This window comes from Providencia alcalifaciens DSM 30120, assembly GCF_000173415.1.
GTDB classification, from domain to species: domain Bacteria; phylum Pseudomonadota; class Gammaproteobacteria; order Enterobacterales; family Enterobacteriaceae; genus Providencia; species Providencia alcalifaciens.
Map to the genome: position 1 here is coordinate 17022 of NZ_ABXW01000051.1, position 16771 is coordinate 33792.

Consider the following 16771-nt stretch of genomic DNA (forward strand, 5'->3'; position numbering starts at 1 on the left):
ATTTGTGGATGCGAATAGGCTATTTTTATCTTTATTTTCAGAAAAAATGAGGAAGGGTGAAATAAAGCAGAATATATTGCCAACATGGCTAACAATTTGCTTTTATCATGAAAATCTGACAAATAAATAGTGAATGAATAAAAATATATTACTGGGCAACAGAATATAAATTTGGCATTTCCCTTGTCACGAAAAAGAATGAATTATTAATAAAAGTAACTTTTTTAAAATATCCCATCAAAAACTCAGATTATCGCAAAGTGATGTTTCTGTTTTTCAATTATCCAACCTTATATATGACTATGTCACTCGTAATACCCTATTAGTGTATTTCCATCCTTACACTGTAACTTAATCTATACATCCATTTTTTCAGTGATATGATGAATTTGTTGTTTAATTGTAATGGGTTGGATGGATATATATCGTTTGGTTTTAATTTACTCGCCATTTGAATGTCAAAGTTTAATTAAAGCCAAATTTTAATTATAAAAAACTACAACGGAAATAAATAAAAATAATAAATACGGGGAAAAGTCATGTCACAAATGTTAGCTCTATTATTAATTGTTGGGATACTGTACATCGGAGATGCCATTGCGGTACGAACAAAAGCTTGGATCCCATCGGTATTTGTGTGCGCAGTATTATTTCTTTTAGGTTATTGGACGTTCTTCCCAAAAGATATTGTTAGCATTGCAGGGATCCCTAAAGTGGTTGCTGTCATGTTGATGTATTTGTTAATTACGAACATGGGCACATTGCTGTCATTGAAAGAACTTTTGCATCAATGGAAAACTATCTTAATTTCGTTATCTGGTATTTTGGGAATTATCGTTTTTATTTATGGCGTAGGTCTCGCTTTATTTGATTTAAATACCGTGTTAGTGGCAATTCCACCATTAGTGGGCGGTATCGTTTCTTCGTTGATCATGTCAAAAGGGGCGGCAGAAGCAGGACTGGTGGATTTATCTGTATTTGCCATCTTAATTTATGTGATGCAAGGCTTTGCGGGATACCCATTAACGGCAATTATGCTGAAACGTGAAGGGCGCCGAGTGCTTGAGCAATACCGCCGTGGCGCATGGAAAGAGTCTTTGGCCGTTGATGGCGCGGATGATGTTGAAGTAAAAACATTAGCGTCAGAAAGTGCAATGCCTCGATTGTTTAAACGTATTCCAAGTCACTATAACACCAGCTATTTTCAATTTTTACGATTAGTGGTAGTGGGCTATTTAGCGTATTTGGCTTCTACGGTTGCTGCGCCTTATGTCAGTATCAGCCCATTTGTTCTGTGCTTATTATTTGGTGTCATCGCGTCTTCGATGGGCTTTTTGGAGAGGCAACCGTTACAGAAAGCGAACGGTTTTGGTTTCGCTATCATGGCATTGATGCTGTTCATCTTTGATACGTTAAATCACGCGACGCCTGATATGTTGCTGAGATTAGTCTATCCAATGGTGGTGTTGATTGTTGCCGCTGTAGTGGGCATGTTCATCGCATCGTGGATTGTAGGGAAAATTTTAGGGGTATCAAAAGAGATGGCATTTGCGGTTTCATTGACTGCGCTATATGGATTCCCAGCAGATTATATCATTACCAATGAAGCGATAAATGCGCTGACCAAAGATGAAAAAGAGCGTCAGATTTTAACCAGTCACATGTTAGGACCGATGCTAGTTGGCGGATTTATCTCTGTCACCATGGTATCTGTGGTATTAGCGGGCATCATGGTAGCTTATATCGTGCCTGTCGCGGCGTAATAATTGAATATAAAAACGCATAATAATAAGGCGTTAAAAAATAAATAAGGACAGAAAATGGTCAATAATAACATTACAGCTTCCATTAAAAAGCACACTGAAGGGATGATAGCTTTTCGACGAGATCTTCACGCTCATCCAGAATTGCCATTCGAGGAAGTGAGAACGACAAAACGAATTGCTGAAGAGCTAGGGAAAATAGGCATCGAATATCGGCTGACTGAACCGACAGGGATTATTGCAGACATTAAGGGCGGCAAGCCTGGAAAAACAGTCGCTTTACGTGCAGATATTGATGCCTTACCTGTGCAAGAGTTGAATAAGGCTCTTGAGTATAAATCGACAAACGAAGGGAAAATGCATGCTTGCGGGCATGACGCACATACGGCGATGTTGTTGACCGCCGCTAAAGCATTGTATGAAATTCGTGATGAATTAAAAGGAAATATCCGCCTCATTTTTCAACCTGCTGAGGAGATAGCGCAAGGCGCTAAAGCGATGGTGAAACAAGGGGCGGTGGATAATGTCGATAACGTGTTCGGCATGCATATTTGGTCAACGACACCATCCGGAAAAGTGTCATGTAATGTGGGAGGCACTTTTGCTTCTGCGGATTTATTGGTCGTGAAATTTAAAGGGCGCGGGGGGCATGGTTCAATGCCTGAGGCTACCGTTGATGCCGCGATTGTTGCCTCATCATTTGTCATGAATTTGCAAGCTATCGTTTCTCGTGAAACATCATCCTTAGATTCTGCGGTGGTGACTATCGGTAAAATGGATGTTGGGACACGGTTCAATGTTATTGCCGAAAATGCGGTGCTCGATGGTACGGTACGTTGTTTTGATATTGAAACACGTAATCGCATTGAAGCTGCGATTCGCCGTTATGCTGATCATACTGCAGCAATGTATGGCGCAACGGCAGAAGTGGATTATATCTACGGAACACTGCCTGTTATTAATGAGGAGCGTAGTGCATTATTGGCGCAATCGGTGATAGCGGAAGCATTCGGTGAACAGGCTTTAATGGCGGAAAAGCCGACGCCAGGTGGCGAGGATTTTAGCTTTTATATGGAAAATATCCCGGGATGTTTCGCTCTATTAGGTTCGGGTAACCCAGAAAAAGATACTCAATGGGCACATCACCACGGTTGTTTTAACATCGATGAAGACGTCATGGCATCCGGTGCGGAACTTTATGCGCAGTATGCATGGTCTTATTTACAGCAAGATAAATTCTAAGGCTGGGATTGTTTGAGTCTAGTGTTGATATATTGAATATAACCCGAACGGTAAGCAATATCGTTCGGGTTTTCTTTTTTACTCAATAAACTAGGATCTTTCGGCTTTGATACAAAATGCAGAATTATGATGTTGATTACGAATTATGATGAACAAAAATAGCTTCTCTGAGACGTTGTTGTAACTCAAAGCGTTGTTCTTGGGTGAGCTGCTCATCATGAGAAAGCTGCATCAGCATTTCATTCATGTTATGAACGATGTTTTCATCTAGCAGTAATGCCACTTTATTGGCTATATCTTGATAATAATCCACGGTAAATTCTCCTAAGCATAGCGTTCGTTAATCAATTCTGTTTATCAATCACCATGACGGCCATGGTGTTTGGCTCAAGTGCACGCATGATATGTGGCTCGTCACCACGATAATGAATGTAATCACCGACATTGAGTTCTACGGGATTCTCGAGAGGACCGACTAAGGCTCGTCCTGACATTAAAATAATGTGTTCAGTGACCCCCTGCATATGGGGTGATGAAATACGATCTCGGCCGGGCTGAGCGACAACCGTATAAATATCTCGCTGGGAATTGGCTGGAGCAGAGGAGAGTAGGTATGCCAAATAGTTTGCATGTTCTGCACTAACTGGTGTGCCTTCACCGTGGCGGATCACGGTTACCGCTGCACGCTTTTCCTCAATTAAACGCGAAAATGGTATATCCAAGGCGACACACAGTGCCCATAACGTCTCAATACTGGGATTACCACTGCCCGCTTCAAGTTGGGATAATGTGGACTTAGCTATCCCCGCTTTACGGGCAAGCTCGGAGAGAGACATCCCACTTTTTTGCCTTTCACAAGCCAAGGATTTTGAAATTAATTCGATTGGGGGCGTGAATAAGGTCAACGTAAACATCCTATTTTAATTGCACTTAGCCTAATGTAACGACATAATGAACGAATGTTTTTTATATCGAACGGTCGTTCTATGCAGAAATCTACATTTCAGTTTTCTATTCTCCATAATAGCACAGTGAAAAACATTGCACTGGTGTGTATTGCGGACCTAATTGTGGGGATATCTTATGGCGCTTTAGCTCACTCACAAGGCTTTGATTGGTGGGTTCCGCTGGTATTGTCTATTTTGGTTTTAGCGGGCGCGTCTGAGTTTTTATTTATTGGTGTTGTTTTTTCTGGGGGAAGTCCGATATCCGCTGCTTTAGCGGGCTTATTGGTCAATTCTCGTCATATTCCATTTAGTTTTGCTGTGAGTGAGCTAGCAGGAAAAGGACCGAAAGCGTTGCTGGGGTACCACATTATGAATGATGAAAGTGTGGTATTTGGTTTGGCGCAAGAAAGTCAGCAAGAGAAAACAGCTGCATTCTGGCTATGTGGGTTAGGTATTTTGATTTGCTGGCCTGTCGGAGTAATTATAGGTGAAATCCTGGGGAGCTTTATCCAAGATACTCATGCCCTTGGGATGGATGCAATGTTTCCTGCCATTATTTTGGCGCTCAGTTTGCCGGCGCTAAAAGATAAACGCCTGAGATTAGCCGCCATAATCGGCGCGGTTATCGCTATGGTAACAACACCAGTGTTACCCGCGGGTATTCCTGTATTACTCGCACTGTTGAGTTTAGTTATCTATATAAGGAAATAATGATGATGGAACATTCATGGTTGATGATGAGTGGGATCCTTATTTTAGCAATTGGCACGTATTTGATGCGTGCATCTGGAGCTTTGCTAAAAGGTCGAGTGAATCTCACTGAGCAAAATAAAGCACTCTTTTCGGCGGCAGCTATTGTCATTTTATTTTCTGTAGCGATGACAGCAACGGTTTTTTCAGGTGATGAACTATCTGATTTTCCTAAAATTATTGGTGTGGTCGTTGCAGGAATACTCACTTGGTATCGTAAGCCATTTATTGTGATTGTGTTATCGGCAGCATTGATGACGGCAGCATTGCGTTGGTTATTTTAAGCAAAAAAAAGCCCCTATGGCATTAGGGGCAAAATTAGGGATATACCTAAACGTTATTGTGTGCAAGTAAGATACTGATTTTTAAATAACAATGCCAAATGATTGGCATTATCAGTGTAACAGGCACAGCCTATGGTTTAGGGTAATTCATTTGTCACTTTGCTGCGGGTGCTGTAGCCGGTACTGGCATCGGCATCGGCATCGGCATCGGCTGTGCAGGCTTGAACTCTGGCACTTCCACGACAGACATCTTCACCATGTAACGTTTGCCATCTTCAATTTTAGGTGTATCGTTCGCCAGTTTTTTGAGGGTTTCGTTTGGTTTAGTGGTTTGCTCTGTCACGCTATACACCATATTATGGTGATTACCACCGTGATGGCGTGGTGATTTATTCATATCAACATTGGCTGCAGCAGCGGCAAAGCCAGCAGACATTAAAATAGCAGCGAGTAAACCTTGGTTTAATTTGTTCATTTCTATCTCCTCATTACGTGATGAGAGGATAATTCATCAATTAGGTTTCGCTCGCAATGGCTTTTACCTGCTTTGACTAAAGCTCCATATTTCCTGCATGTTTTATCCTTTCTTTACACATTTTATGGAAAATAATGCCGTTATTTTATGAAAAGAATGACAGCGAAAGAAGAATAAAGATAACCCAGAACATCTCTGGGTCATTGACGGGGTTAGCACGCAATTTGTGGTTGCTGAGGCTCAAGAGGGGGTAAACCATAGGCTGCACGAGCACGATCGCAGGCCTCATTATGTATGCCGTTATGCCATGATTGTTCGAACTCTCGGCATGGAGTCGGACGCTGCTCATAGATGGAACATGACACACATTCACCTACGTTACCCGTTAGTGCCGTACAACGGGTATTTGGTTTTTGGTTTGTGCCTTGCATGCAGCTCATAAACGGGGTGATTTGCTCTGTCAAATGCTTAGGTACAGAGCCCCCGCCAGCTTCCGCTTCAGCCCAATAAAATGAGACACGAAAGTAGGCGCAACAAGCACCACAGTTGACACAAGGGTTATCTGAAGGATCAGTTTTTAGTATATGAATAATATTGGTCATATAAAAAATCTAACAATGAAGTTGATAGTTCCCGTAGGAAACGGGAGACGCAACACAGGCAGGAAGCCTAAGAAAATGTTGCTCAGCCGCTATTATGTTACGCAGCTCTACGTATTGGCAATATTTTTTAGAGTAAAAGCCCAATATTTGCAATCAGGTCAAAATAAAGTAAAAATTTCAGTGAGTTATAACTATAAAAAAACCTGCCGTTTAACGGGCAGGTTTCAGGGAGTATTCGGTGATAAGGACGATTAAACGTGTTTCAAATCACCGTCATCTTCTTGGTTAAAAATGGATTTGTCTGTTTCGCCCATTAATTGGCTAGTCACGGTACCTGCAGTCATTGAACCACTCACGTTCAGTGCCGTACGACCCATATCAATTAATGGCTCAACTGAAATCAATAACGCGACTAAAGTAACAGGTAATCCCATCGCTGGCAGTACAATCAGTGCAGCAAACGTTGCACCACCACCCACACCTGCGACACCCGCAGAGCTGATAGTCACAATACCGACTAAAGTCGCGATCCACAGTGGGTCAAATGGATTGATACCCATTGTTGGTGCCACCATAACCGCTAACATGGCAGGGTAGATACCTGCACAACCGTTTTGACCGATAGTTGCACCGAAAGACGCAGAGAAGCTGGCGATCGATTCTGGTACACCAAACCGGCGAGTTTGCGTTTCAATATTCAGTGGAATACTTGCAGCACTCGAACGGCTAGTAAAGGCGAATGTCAGTACAGGGCCTGCTTTCTTAAAGAATTTAATCGGATTTAAACCGGTTGTCGCAATTAAGACACCGTGAATCACAAACATAATGGCTAATGCCACGTATGATGCGACCACAAAGGTACCTAAATTAATGATGTCAGCTAAATTCGAGCTTGCGACCACTTTGATCATCAGTGCCATCACACCATAAGGCGTTAAGCGCATGACTAAGCGGACTAATTTCATTGCCCAAGCCTGCATCACATCGATAGCCGCTAATGCTTTTTCACCACGTTCTTTATCATCTTTGAACAGTTGCAGTGCCGCTACTCCTAAGAATGCAGCAAAAATAACCACACTAATAATAGATGTTGGGCTTGCACCTGTTAAATCAGCAAACGGGTTTTTCGGGATAAAGGACAGGATCAATTGCGGAACGGTTAAATCCGATACTTTACCAATGTAATTTGTTTCAATGGCAGCTAAACGTGCAGTTTCAGATTGACCTTGGACCAGCCCTTCAGCAGTTAAGCCGAACAAGTTAGCAATCAAGATACCGATTAGAGCAGCGATAGCGGTTGTGAACAGCAGTGTGCCAATGGTTAAAAAGCTGATTTTCCCTAAAGAAGATGCCTTGTGGAGTCTAGCTACTGCACTCAGAATTGAGGCAAATACCAGAGGCATAATCACCATTTGTAATAGTTGAACATAACCATTACCAACGATATTAAACCAAAGAATGGAGTCTTTTATCGTTTGGTGACCAGAACCATACACCAGGTGCAGTCCCACACCATAAGCAACACCGAATACCAGACCCAGTAAGACTTTTTTGGATAGGCTCCAACCATTCGATCCGAGTTTTGCTAACAGTATTAAAAGTGCTACGAAAACGAGCACATTGATAATCAGGGGAATATTCATTCCGCACTCCAAATTGTAATTATTTTACATAATGATTCTTGTTGTTAATCCTTAATAGGTATAAGGATTTCGTTTCTTCTAACAACTGGTTATATGATATCAGTTGAAGTTAGTCATTACTTATAATCAAAAGTTATAATTTAGGTTGATTTATACTTACAGTATATTACAAAAGTGATGTTTTTGTCGGTAAGTGTATATTTATCTGATTATTAAAATAATTTAGTGCGCTTTCTATTTGCTGGAACCAGTCAGCTGGATGCCCTGCGGGTATAAGCACCGCACAGACGGTCAAAAGCACGGCAATAAAGCGTTCTCCGCGTTTACTAGATTTACCGCGTAGAACGGGAAAACAGAAACGTAATGGTAATGGCCATAAAAATGGGACACCGGATGGCGTCAGCATATCGGCAATTAAATGGCTCATATAACCAAGTAAAAACGCTTGGATAAGGTCAGGGGGTAAATCCCAATAATGGGGTAACCATTGATAGCTGGAAATCAGCAAAATTAGCCATGCAATAAGGCTATGCGTAAAGCCTCGATGACCGCAGAGCTTGGATATGGGAAGCGAAATAATACGAAAAAGTCGCCCAAGAATGGATGATGGATGGTCGATATCCGGCAATAAAGCACCCAGCAAAACGCCTGGCACCATATGCAACCAATCACCCTGAGCGAACTCTGGCGTAATTTGCAGTTTATGAGCCATTATGAGTGAGGCGACAGAAAAAAGCAGGTGCCCTTCAGCAGTCATGGTGGATAAAATACCATCTGTTTATCTATACAGTAGGCGGGCAGTATAATGGGTTTGAGCGGAATTTGGTAGAGGGTGAGAGTTAAAAAAACTCTTATTTATTAGCTAATAACCGTAGATTTTTATACTTTTCAAAATTTCCCCTACGCAAATAATGTAGGGGAAAGAAATCATCACTAATTTATTTAAGATTAACGTAAATTTTCTGGACGTAAATCATTTAATGAAGCGAGTTTGACATCCGCCAAACCCCAGCGTGGGTCATTGAAGTGCTTGTTATCAGGAACCACGATAGAGCGCATTCTTGCGGCTTTTGCTGCAATCATGCCATTAAAAGAGTCTTCCAATGAAACGCAGTGAATAGGCTTTGTCGATAATTCTGCTGCGGCTTTTAAATAAACTTCAGGATGAGGTTTGCTTAAAGGCAATTTTGCTGCGGAAACAACCGCAGAAAAATAATGGCGAATATCAAATAAATTCAGTACCTTCTCCAACATATAATCCGGAGATGCTGATGCTAACGCAATTTTTAAATCCATTGAACGGCATAACTCTAATGCATGTTGGACACCGGGCAACAATGGGCGTTTCTCTTCGACTAAGCCAATGACTCGGTCAATAATACGCTGTTTTGCCTCTTCTAAACTGCAGCCTTGCCAAGGGGATGCGTTATACCAAAGTTCAACAACGTGGTCGATACGCAAACCGAGGGTATCTGGAAGCGTGTGCTTGATGGATAAATCAACCCCTAACTCTGCAAATACTTCATCTTCTCCCTGTTCCCAGAAAGGTTCCGAGTCAATCAGCAAACCATCCATATCAAAGATAACAGATTGGATAGGTAATTTATGATACATAGCAAACTCCATTCATTTAGATACCCATTTGAAAATAGGGTATGGGGGCTGTCGCTGCATTTTAATCACAGTCAATTTTGTGTCTAAAACTATTCTAACAAGCCATGACTTTCGGTTATAGAGATATATATGCTATCACATGATTTTATTGAAAATTTGAATTTAACGGGTGATATGAATGCAATTAAATTTTTGAATAATCCGAAACTCAATTTTTAACTATCATTTTTTTATAGAAATTTGGAGCCAGCAAATATTATCGGCTATGATTAGCGTAGAAAAAAACTCTGAGGAATAGTTGTAATGAATTACCATAAGGCAAATTCTCTTGCGATTGGCAAACGTATTTTGGGCTGGGTCGTATTTTTTGTAGCATTAATTTCTACGTTAGCATCATTAATTAAACTCGCTGCTCTGAAAGGAATTCAAGGTGAAGGGATCAATGCGGTTGCTAATGATTTTGTTAAATTGATGGCAGAAATGGCTCGACAAAGCACACCATTTTTAAATGTATTTTGGAATAATTCGCCAGTTCCTGAAGTAAGCCAAGGTTTTTCTGGTAGCTGTATCGGATTTTTTGTTATTTTTATTTTTATCTTTGTGGGATTAGCGCTAAGCGCATCAGGCTTACGCATGTATCGTCAAATTAAGTTTATTCGTGAAAGCATTGAAGATCATGTTATTCTAGAGAATGCTAAAGGCAGTGAGGTCACAAAAGAAGAGTTAGAATCTAAAGTGACCATTCCCCGACACACTATTTTTAAACAGTTCTTTTTGATGTATTTCTGGCCGATAGTCTTAGGGATTGCAATCTATTTTGCATTAAAGCTCCTGAATTGGTAATTCTCCCATCATAATCCTGCGCTGCGTCAGGTTTATTCCCGTGCAGCGCATCACTGAGTTTAGATTATTCATCTGCGAGTAAATTATCAATAATATTGCGGGCATGCAGATAGCTTTGCTCATTGCCAAACATATTGGCTTGATTGAGTAAGAAATAGAGTTGATAGATTGGTTGCCTATCTAAGAAACTTGCGGGTAGCGGCCAAACGCTTTGGTAGCCATCAATAATTTGAATCGGAATTTCTTTATACAATGGCAACATGGCGATATCGCATTCCCGATCACCCCAATAACATGCGGGGTCGTAAAGTACGCCATCTATTTGGTTGGTGATGGCACAGTTTGCTGGCCACAAATCACCGTGTAATAAAGAAGGTTGAGGCTGATGCCCGGACAAACGGTGTTTAACAATATCAACCAGTTTTTGAATATCACCAAAAACCATGCCTTTTTCGGACGCTATTTGTAATTGAAGACCAATACGTTTTTCTGCAAAGAATGCATTCCAACGCTTTTCCCATCCATTTGGCTGAACAGTCGTACTGAGCATAGTATCAAAATCAAAACCATAACTTGGTTGCTCTTCCCATTGATGCAGTCGAGCCAATTGTTGTCCAAAATGCCACGCATTGGTGTTATCAAAATGTTTTAATGGGAAATATTCGAGGAGAAGAAAGCTATTATGCTTATTACTGCCTAAACCGTAGACTTTCGGCACGGTCACAGTCTGGCTTTTCGCTAGCATTTCGAGTTGTTCTGCCTCTTGTTTAAAGAGGGGGAGAAACTCACGGCGATTTTGTTTCACGAACACAGTATGCTCACCATAATCGATTCTTAAGGTGTTATGAATATCTCCACCAGAAAGAATCACTTTATTGTGCAGCTCTGCTTCACCAAAGTGTTCAATTAATAAACGATTCATCGCTTGCCACATGATCCACCTCACTGTGATTTGGTCTTCACTCATACCATACTATAGCGACAATTTAGGAATTAACAGTGATCATTGTTTAAAAATTACGCCATATCAAGAAAATGGTTGTGGCTGATTTTTATCAAAAATTGGATGAGTGCCTATTCTTACGGGGAAGGAGAGTGTACAGGGCTGTTTCTTTGATATGGAATCTATAAGGTAGAGTAAAAAGCTGAATAGGTGAGACCCCGATTCAGCTTTTTGTGGTTATGCCGTATGCAAATCTTGGCGAGTGATACGTGATTTTCGACGGGCTAGGACGAGCTTGCTGTAGATTAAGGCGATAACAAAATAACCGGCTTGGATCACCACGATAGTCGGACCTGTCGTCGCATTGATATGAAAACTGACAATGGTGCCCAGCACACTGGATGTGACGGAGGCGATAATCGCTATCACTAACATCCAACCAAAACTTCGACATAGAACAAAGGCGATAATTCCCGGTGAAATCAGCATGGCAATCACCAGAATGATCCCGACAGCTTGTAATGATGCCACGATGGTTAAGGCGAGTAATGAGAGCAAGCCATAATGCAGCCATTTGACAGGAAGCCCAATGACTCGCGCTTGATTTGGGTCGAAGCAGTAAAGCATAAAGTCTTTACGTTTGAGTAAGATAATGGCAATGGTTATCCCAGCAAACAGCAAAATTTGCTTAAACTCATCATCGGTGATCCCTAAAATATCCCCGAATAAAATGTGTGTGAGATGCTGCTCCGTATCGATTTTTGCGAACATTACTAAGCCGATGGCAAACATACCAGAGAAAACAATACCCATGACGGTGTCTTCTTTTATTCGGCTATTTTCTTTTAAGTAACCCGTTGCGATAGCACAGAATAACCCAGAGACAAAAGCCCCAATAGCCAGAGGGATACCGATTAATGACGCGATAATAATGCCAGGCAACACGGCATGGGAAATGGCGTCACCCATTAATGACCAGCCTTTTAGCACTAAAAAACAGGATAAAATAGCGCAGACAGTACCCGTAACAATCGCGGTGATTAAGGCTTTTTGCATAAATGGAAATGCGAAAGGCGCCATGAGTAAGTCCATAAAATCATTCATGGGTGGCTCCTTGTTGTTTGCTTTGATGCAGGCCCGCCACTTCGATACGCGCTTTACGGCGAGAGGCGATCAGTCCATGTTTGGGTGCAAAGAAGAATGCCAGTAGGAAAATGACGGTCTGGAATGTCACAATCAGCCCACCTGTTGCACCGTTTAAAAAGTAGCTGAGGTAAGCGCCAATCGCACTTGTTGCAGTACCAATAGAGACTGAGATAATCAGCAAAGTTTTAAACTTGTCTGTGAGCAAATAAGCCGTAGCACCTGGAGTGACTACCATCGCGATAACGAGAATCGCCCCCACCGTTTGCAGAGCAGCAACAGTACATGCACTTAATAAGGTGAAGAAAATAATTTTTAAGCGTAGTGGGTTTAAACCAATAGAACGAGCATGGCTTTCATCAAAGAATACTGCGAGTAAATCTTTCCATAGACACATCAGAACAACAAATGAAATTGCGATGATGATTTCGACTTGAAGCACGTCGGCGTCCGCAATACCCAAAATATTACCGAAGATAATACTTTGCACATTGACCGATGTTGGATTCAAGGAAACGATTAATAACCCTGCGGCAAAGAACGTGGAAAATATAAACCCAATAACGGCATCTTCCCGTAATCGAGTGAGATGCTTAACAAACGTCATCGCAAGTGCCGCGAGGATCCCTGTAAAAAAGGCGCCAGCGGCATAAGGTAATCCTAGTGCATAAGCGCCAGCTACACCGGGTACGACGGAATGGGAGAGGGCATCTCCCATCAATGACCAACCTTTGAGCATCAAATAAGCCGATAAGAAAGCGCACACCGCACCAACGATGGCACTGACCCAAATTGCCTTAACCATAAAGTTGTACTCAAATGGTTGCAGTAACAACGCGATCATTCGGATTCCTTAGGCTGATTTTTTCTAACCGGTGCATCATGATCGTGACCATAGAAGACAGCTGCGCGCTCGTCATCCGTAATAACAGTGACAGAGCGAGGGTCATCATCATCGTGAAGCTCTTGACCGGATAAGTTAATGTGTCGCAGCACACCACCAAACGCTTGCTGTAAATTGCGTTGAGTAAAGGTCGTTTCTGTGGGACCACTGGCAAGCACGGTACGGTTAATTAAGATCACATGGTCACAAAATTCAGGCACGCTTCCCAAGTTATGGGTAGAAACTAAAATTAAATGCCCTTCATCACGCAGACTACGCAGCAAATCGATAATAGCGTTTTCTGTTTTTACATCGACACCAGTAAATGGTTCATCGAGTAATAACACTTTACCTTGCTGGGCAAGCGCACGGGCTAAAAATACGCGTTTTTTTTGCCCGCCAGAGAGCTCACCAATTTGGCGATTTTCTAAACCTGCTAGATCTACGCGCTCTAATGCCATTTTAACGGCATCTTTATCTTCCTTTTTAGGGATTCTAAAGAACCCCATCTTGCCATATCGCCCCATCATCACGACATCAGACACGAGGACAGGGAAATTCCAGTCGACTTCTTCGGTTTGGGGGACGTAAGCAATGATATTTTCTTTTAATGCCGCTTTAATGGGTTGATTATTCAGGGTCACACTACCCGAAGATGGGGTGACTAACCCCATAATGGTTTTGAACAGGGTGGACTTACCACTCCCATTCACGCCAACAAGTGCGCAAATGGAACCACCATGAATATTAAAACTAGCATCATAAATTGCAGTATGACCGTTGTTATAGGTAACTGTTGCATCATCAACAACTAGCGTTGGATGCTCGAACTGATTTGTATGGCTCATTTACTGTGAAAATCCTTTTGCAATGGTATCAACGGTCGTGTTCAACAGGTCAATGTAAGTTGGTACAGGACCTTCGGCGGTTGACAGGGAGTCAACGTAGAGTACGCCACCGTATTTTGCACCTGTTTCTTTACTGACTTGCAGAGCCGGTTTATCTGAAATGGTACTTTCACTGAAAACAACTGGAATATTGTGTTCACGAACAGTATCAATGACTTTTTTAACTTGCATTGGTGACCCTTGCTCTTCAGCATTAATTGGCCACAAGTAGACTTCTTTGAAACCATAGTCTTTGGTTAGGTAGCTAAATGCGCCTTCACTCGTGACTAACCAACGTTTATCTTCAGGAATACGGTTTAAACGTTCACGTAGTGGTGCATCAAGTGCTGCAATTTCTTGAGAATATTTTTTGGCATTCGCATTGTAGGTTTCTGCGTTTGCGGGATCGTATTTCACGAATGCTTTACGAATGTTTTCGATATAAATCTGTGCGTTTGCAGGGGACATCCATGCGTGAGGGTTTGGGTTATCTTTATATTCCCCTTCACGAATTGGCATTGGTTCAATACCTTCAGTGACCACAACCGCAGGGACATCTTTAAGATTTTCAAAAAAACGTTGGAACCAAACTTCCAAATTCATTCCATTCCATAAGATAAGATCGGCATCATAGGCTTTCATAATATCTTTAGGCGTCGGCTGGTAACCGTGAATTTCTGCACCAGGTTTAGTAATGGATTCGACAATTGCGGCATCACCGGCTACATTTTGAGCAATGTCTTGTATAATAGTAAAGGTTGTGACCACTTTAAACTTCTTGGCTAAAGCGGGTTGGCTGACAAATAGAATAGCCGCAAGCGCGATGAGTGCTGTCCGCAAAGGCGTAGATAATCGGAATAAAAATGTTTTCATAAATAAGTCCTAACGTTGGGTCACTTGTACTAATTGGCTAAATGTTTTCACAAAGCACCTGTTTAATTAACTCAGTGCATTACGGGATTCGAATAAGCCTTCATTTTCACATTAAGGGTATTAACGCTATAATGTGTATGGTCTTTCTAGCGAATAATATTTATATCTCAATTGATAATGATTATCAATATCAATTATAAAAAATGCCCGTAAAAGTCAAAAGTGATATTTATGTTGTTTATGAGTTGATAATTCACATCATTATTTAACATGACTAAAACACGTCCAGAAGTAAAAGTTAAGTAAAAAATGTATTATTTTTCTAAAGATTAGCTATTCTTTTGGTGTTTTAATTTGCAGAGGATACAACAGTGAAAAAAATGGTCGGCAGTGCGCTTGTCCTTTTGCTATTGGCAGGTTGTTCAAGTGATCCCAATAAAACCGCGAACAGAACAAGAATGCTAGATAATCGTAATCAAATGCCAAATACGGCAGCCAATACTAGCTATCCGCGAACGCCTTATGATGAATTTATTCGTGAATCTGCTAGTCGTTATAGTGTGGATGAAACGCTGATCAGAGCGATTATTGAAGTAGAATCTAACTTCCGACCAGAAGTCGTGAGCAAATCGAATGCGATTGGTTTGATGCAAATTAAAGCATCTACGGCAGGACGCGATGCATACCGTTTTCAGGGGCGAGCGGGCGAACCAAGTTCTAGCGATTTAAAAGATCCGCGTAAAAATATTGATATTGGCACCGCTTATATTCGTATCCTCAAAGAGCAGCACTTGGCGGGCATTAGCCATCCTCAAACGATGTACTATGCAACCGTTGTGGCTTACGTCAATGGCGCAGGGGCATTATTACGAACATTTGATAATGATAAGTCAAAAGCGATTGCAATGATCAATAACTTATCCCCAGAAGAATTTTATCAGCATGTTCAATCTAAACACCCCGCACCACAAGCGCCACGTTATTTGTGGAAAGTCAAAAATGCGTATAACGCATTAGCGGTGAATTACTGATATTCAGCCAATAAGTGTGGGAGCTGCGCGATGATTTCAACGATACCGTTGATAACAAATTGCACTCCCATACAAATTAATAGAAAGCCCATTACACGTCCTATCGCATCAATTCCGCTATTTCCTAGCCATTTCATAATTGACGTTGCACCACGTAGTCCAATCCAAACAATCATACTGGTAATAAGAAAGACAATAATCGGGGCAACGATGATCACCCAAGGTGCAAAGCCAATATCTCCTTGCAAAGATGCGGTTGAGCTAATAATAATGGCGATAGTACCGGGTCCTGCGGTGCTTGGCATTGCCAGAGGAACGAAGGCAATATTTTGATTACCTTGACGTTTTTTGGGAACACTTAAATCATCAGCAGGGGTATTGTTGGTATCTTCACTATTTTCTGAGTTGGGAAACAACATTCCAAAACCAATAAAGACAACGATCAACCCTCCAGCAATACGTAACCCTGGAATTGAAATTCCAAAGGTATTCATGACTAATTGACCAGCATAAAAAGCGACGAGCATGATAATAAAAACATAGATTGCAGCAAGTCGTGACTGATGATCTCGCTGCTCTTTGGTCATATTGGATGAAATACTTAGCATGACAGCAATGGCAGTCAGCGGGTTAGCCAGTGGAAGGAGTAACACTAACCCAAGACCAACAGCTTGAAACAGTTGTAAAATATCTTGCATGTCGAAAACTGCCCTCCAATTAATCTAGAATTGCTTCCTTGGGACTATAACAAAGATTGTTACAAATTTGTGAGGTCTAAAGAATATTCATTTAAAAATTTAAGGCTAAAGCGTTATTTACGTGGGATCACGTAATGTTTTTACTCAGAG

At 41.5% G+C, this 16771-nt stretch carries 19 protein-coding genes; 6 read left to right on the top strand and 13 right to left on the bottom strand.

What is annotated here, in order from left to right; translation table 11 throughout:
• Positions 1-539: 539 nt before the first annotated feature.
• Both PROVALCAL_RS11460 and PROVALCAL_RS11465 read left to right on the top strand, forming a co-directional pair.
• On the top strand, positions 540-1763 hold the full coding sequence (locus tag PROVALCAL_RS11460) for a hypothetical protein (RefSeq protein ID WP_006659425.1): 1224 nt from the start codon (positions 540-542) through the stop codon (positions 1761-1763).
• Positions 1764-1820: 57 nt separating this feature from the next.
• Complete coding sequence (locus PROVALCAL_RS11465; protein ID WP_006659426.1) at positions 1821-3005, top strand: M20 family metallopeptidase; 1185 nt, start codon at positions 1821-1823, stop codon at positions 3003-3005.
• Between the two features lie 136 nt (positions 3006-3141).
• On the opposite strand, the gene PROVALCAL_RS19490 is transcribed toward PROVALCAL_RS11465, so the two are convergent.
• Both PROVALCAL_RS19490 and PROVALCAL_RS11470 read right to left on the bottom strand, forming a co-directional pair.
• On the bottom strand, positions 3142-3318 hold the full coding sequence (locus tag PROVALCAL_RS19490) for a DUF2526 family protein (RefSeq protein ID WP_006659427.1): 177 nt from the start codon (positions 3316-3318) through the stop codon (positions 3142-3144).
• A gap of 31 nt (positions 3319-3349) precedes the next feature.
• Positions 3350-3919 (bottom strand): helix-turn-helix domain-containing protein, encoded by a 570-nt coding sequence (locus tag PROVALCAL_RS11470; RefSeq protein WP_006659428.1) that lies wholly within the window; start codon positions 3917-3919, stop codon positions 3350-3352.
• A gap of 72 nt (positions 3920-3991) precedes the next feature.
• Between PROVALCAL_RS11470 and PROVALCAL_RS11475 the strand changes: the two genes are divergently transcribed.
• Both PROVALCAL_RS11475 and PROVALCAL_RS11480 read left to right on the top strand, forming a co-directional pair.
• Positions 3992-4663 (top strand): AzlC family ABC transporter permease, encoded by a 672-nt coding sequence (locus PROVALCAL_RS11475; RefSeq protein WP_006659429.1) that lies wholly within the window; start codon positions 3992-3994, stop codon positions 4661-4663.
• Positions 4663-4986, top strand: a complete 324-nt coding sequence (locus PROVALCAL_RS11480; RefSeq protein WP_006659430.1) for an AzlD domain-containing protein — start codon at positions 4663-4665, stop codon at positions 4984-4986. Before PROVALCAL_RS11475 ends, PROVALCAL_RS11480 begins: the two co-directional genes overlap by 1 nt.
• Before the next feature lie 154 nt (positions 4987-5140).
• On the opposite strand, the gene PROVALCAL_RS11485 is transcribed toward PROVALCAL_RS11480, so the two are convergent.
• From PROVALCAL_RS11485 to hxpB, 5 genes are all read right to left on the bottom strand, one after another.
• Positions 5141-5461: a hypothetical protein gene (locus PROVALCAL_RS11485; RefSeq protein ID WP_006659431.1), complete on the bottom strand. Its 321-nt coding sequence runs from the start codon at positions 5459-5461 to the stop codon at positions 5141-5143.
• A 212-nt stretch (positions 5462-5673) separates the two neighbouring features.
• Positions 5674-6063 (bottom strand): YkgJ family cysteine cluster protein, encoded by a 390-nt coding sequence (locus PROVALCAL_RS11490; protein WP_006659433.1) that lies wholly within the window; start codon positions 6061-6063, stop codon positions 5674-5676.
• Between the two features lie 251 nt (positions 6064-6314).
• Complete coding sequence (locus PROVALCAL_RS11500) at positions 6315-7706, bottom strand: L-cystine transporter (protein ID WP_006659434.1); 1392 nt, start codon at positions 7704-7706, stop codon at positions 6315-6317.
• 166 nt (positions 7707-7872) lie between these two features.
• Entirely contained in the window at positions 7873-8463 is a 591-nt protein-coding gene (locus PROVALCAL_RS11505; RefSeq protein ID WP_006659435.1) for a metal-dependent hydrolase, read from the bottom strand.
• Positions 8464-8654: 191 nt separating this feature from the next.
• Positions 8655-9320 carry a hexitol phosphatase HxpB gene (hxpB, locus tag PROVALCAL_RS11510; protein ID WP_006661981.1) on the bottom strand — a complete coding sequence of 222 codons (666 nt, stop codon included), beginning with the start codon at positions 9318-9320 and terminating at the stop codon, positions 8655-8657.
• 303 nt (positions 9321-9623) lie between these two features.
• Between hxpB and PROVALCAL_RS11515 the strand changes: the two genes are divergently transcribed.
• Entirely contained in the window at positions 9624-10163 is a 540-nt protein-coding gene (locus tag PROVALCAL_RS11515) for a YniB family protein (RefSeq protein WP_006659437.1), read from the top strand.
• Positions 10164-10227: 64 nt separating this feature from the next.
• Here the strand turns inward: PROVALCAL_RS11515 and PROVALCAL_RS11520 are convergent, their stop codons facing one another.
• From PROVALCAL_RS11520 to PROVALCAL_RS11540, 5 genes are all read right to left on the bottom strand, one after another.
• Positions 10228-11097, bottom strand: coding sequence for a fructosamine kinase family protein (locus PROVALCAL_RS11520; RefSeq protein WP_006661979.1), 870 nt, complete (start codon positions 11095-11097; stop codon positions 10228-10230).
• A gap of 246 nt (positions 11098-11343) precedes the next feature.
• Entirely contained in the window at positions 11344-12210 is an 867-nt protein-coding gene (locus PROVALCAL_RS11525) for a metal ABC transporter permease (RefSeq protein ID WP_006659439.1), read from the bottom strand.
• A complete protein-coding gene (locus PROVALCAL_RS11530; protein ID WP_006659440.1) occupies positions 12203-13093 on the bottom strand; it encodes a metal ABC transporter permease in 891 nt (296 codons plus the stop codon). The genes PROVALCAL_RS11525 and PROVALCAL_RS11530 overlap by 8 nt, the downstream gene beginning before the upstream one ends.
• Complete coding sequence (locus PROVALCAL_RS11535; RefSeq protein WP_006659441.1) at positions 13090-13980, bottom strand: manganese/iron ABC transporter ATP-binding protein; 891 nt, start codon at positions 13978-13980, stop codon at positions 13090-13092. The genes PROVALCAL_RS11530 and PROVALCAL_RS11535 overlap by 4 nt, the downstream gene beginning before the upstream one ends.
• Positions 13981-14892, bottom strand: a complete 912-nt coding sequence (locus PROVALCAL_RS11540) for a metal ABC transporter substrate-binding protein (RefSeq protein WP_006659442.1) — start codon at positions 14890-14892, stop codon at positions 13981-13983. It abuts the gene before it with no gap.
• Between the two features lie 371 nt (positions 14893-15263).
• Here PROVALCAL_RS11540 and PROVALCAL_RS11545 point away from each other — a divergent pair, with 371 nt between their 5' ends.
• Positions 15264-15923: a transglycosylase SLT domain-containing protein gene (locus PROVALCAL_RS11545; RefSeq protein WP_006661976.1), complete on the top strand. Its 660-nt coding sequence runs from the start codon at positions 15264-15266 to the stop codon at positions 15921-15923.
• Here PROVALCAL_RS11545 and PROVALCAL_RS11550 read toward each other — a convergent pair.
• Positions 15917-16621, bottom strand: a complete 705-nt coding sequence (locus PROVALCAL_RS11550; protein ID WP_006659444.1) for a MarC family NAAT transporter — start codon at positions 16619-16621, stop codon at positions 15917-15919. The two genes, PROVALCAL_RS11545 and PROVALCAL_RS11550, sit on opposite strands and share 7 nt — an antisense overlap.
• Between the last annotated feature and the right edge of the window lie 150 nt (positions 16622-16771).

Coding starts and splice junctions, on each gene's coding strand:
- PROVALCAL_RS11480 (WP_006659430.1), top strand. CDS start 4,663: ATGATGATGGAACATTCATGGTTGATGATGAGTGGGATCCTTATTTTA.
- PROVALCAL_RS11525 (WP_006659439.1), bottom strand. CDS start 12,210: ATGAATGATTTTATGGACTTACTCATGGCGCCTTTCGCATTTCCATTT.
- PROVALCAL_RS11485 (WP_006659431.1), bottom strand. CDS start 5,461: ATGAACAAATTAAACCAAGGTTTACTCGCTGCTATTTTAATGTCTGCT.
- PROVALCAL_RS11530 (WP_006659440.1), bottom strand. CDS start 13,093: ATGATCGCGTTGTTACTGCAACCATTTGAGTACAACTTTATGGTTAAG.
- PROVALCAL_RS11550 (WP_006659444.1), bottom strand. CDS start 16,621: ATGCAAGATATTTTACAACTGTTTCAAGCTGTTGGTCTTGGGTTAGTG.
- PROVALCAL_RS11505 (WP_006659435.1), bottom strand. CDS start 8,463: ATGACTGCTGAAGGGCACCTGCTTTTTTCTGTCGCCTCACTCATAATG.
- PROVALCAL_RS11520 (WP_006661979.1), bottom strand. CDS start 11,097: ATGTGGCAAGCGATGAATCGTTTATTAATTGAACACTTTGGTGAAGCA.
- PROVALCAL_RS11500 (WP_006659434.1), bottom strand. CDS start 7,706: ATGAATATTCCCCTGATTATCAATGTGCTCGTTTTCGTAGCACTTTTA.
- PROVALCAL_RS11540 (WP_006659442.1), bottom strand. CDS start 14,892: ATGAAAACATTTTTATTCCGATTATCTACGCCTTTGCGGACAGCACTC.
- PROVALCAL_RS11465 (WP_006659426.1), top strand. CDS start 1,821: ATGGTCAATAATAACATTACAGCTTCCATTAAAAAGCACACTGAAGGG.
- PROVALCAL_RS11475 (WP_006659429.1), top strand. CDS start 3,992: ATGCAGAAATCTACATTTCAGTTTTCTATTCTCCATAATAGCACAGTG.
- PROVALCAL_RS11460 (WP_006659425.1), top strand. CDS start 540: ATGTCACAAATGTTAGCTCTATTATTAATTGTTGGGATACTGTACATC.
- hxpB (WP_006661981.1), bottom strand. CDS start 9,320: ATGTATCATAAATTACCTATCCAATCTGTTATCTTTGATATGGATGGT.
- PROVALCAL_RS11515 (WP_006659437.1), top strand. CDS start 9,624: ATGAATTACCATAAGGCAAATTCTCTTGCGATTGGCAAACGTATTTTG.
- PROVALCAL_RS11470 (WP_006659428.1), bottom strand. CDS start 3,919: ATGTTTACGTTGACCTTATTCACGCCCCCAATCGAATTAATTTCAAAA.
- PROVALCAL_RS11535 (WP_006659441.1), bottom strand. CDS start 13,980: ATGAGCCATACAAATCAGTTCGAGCATCCAACGCTAGTTGTTGATGAT.
- PROVALCAL_RS11490 (WP_006659433.1), bottom strand. CDS start 6,063: ATGACCAATATTATTCATATACTAAAAACTGATCCTTCAGATAACCCT.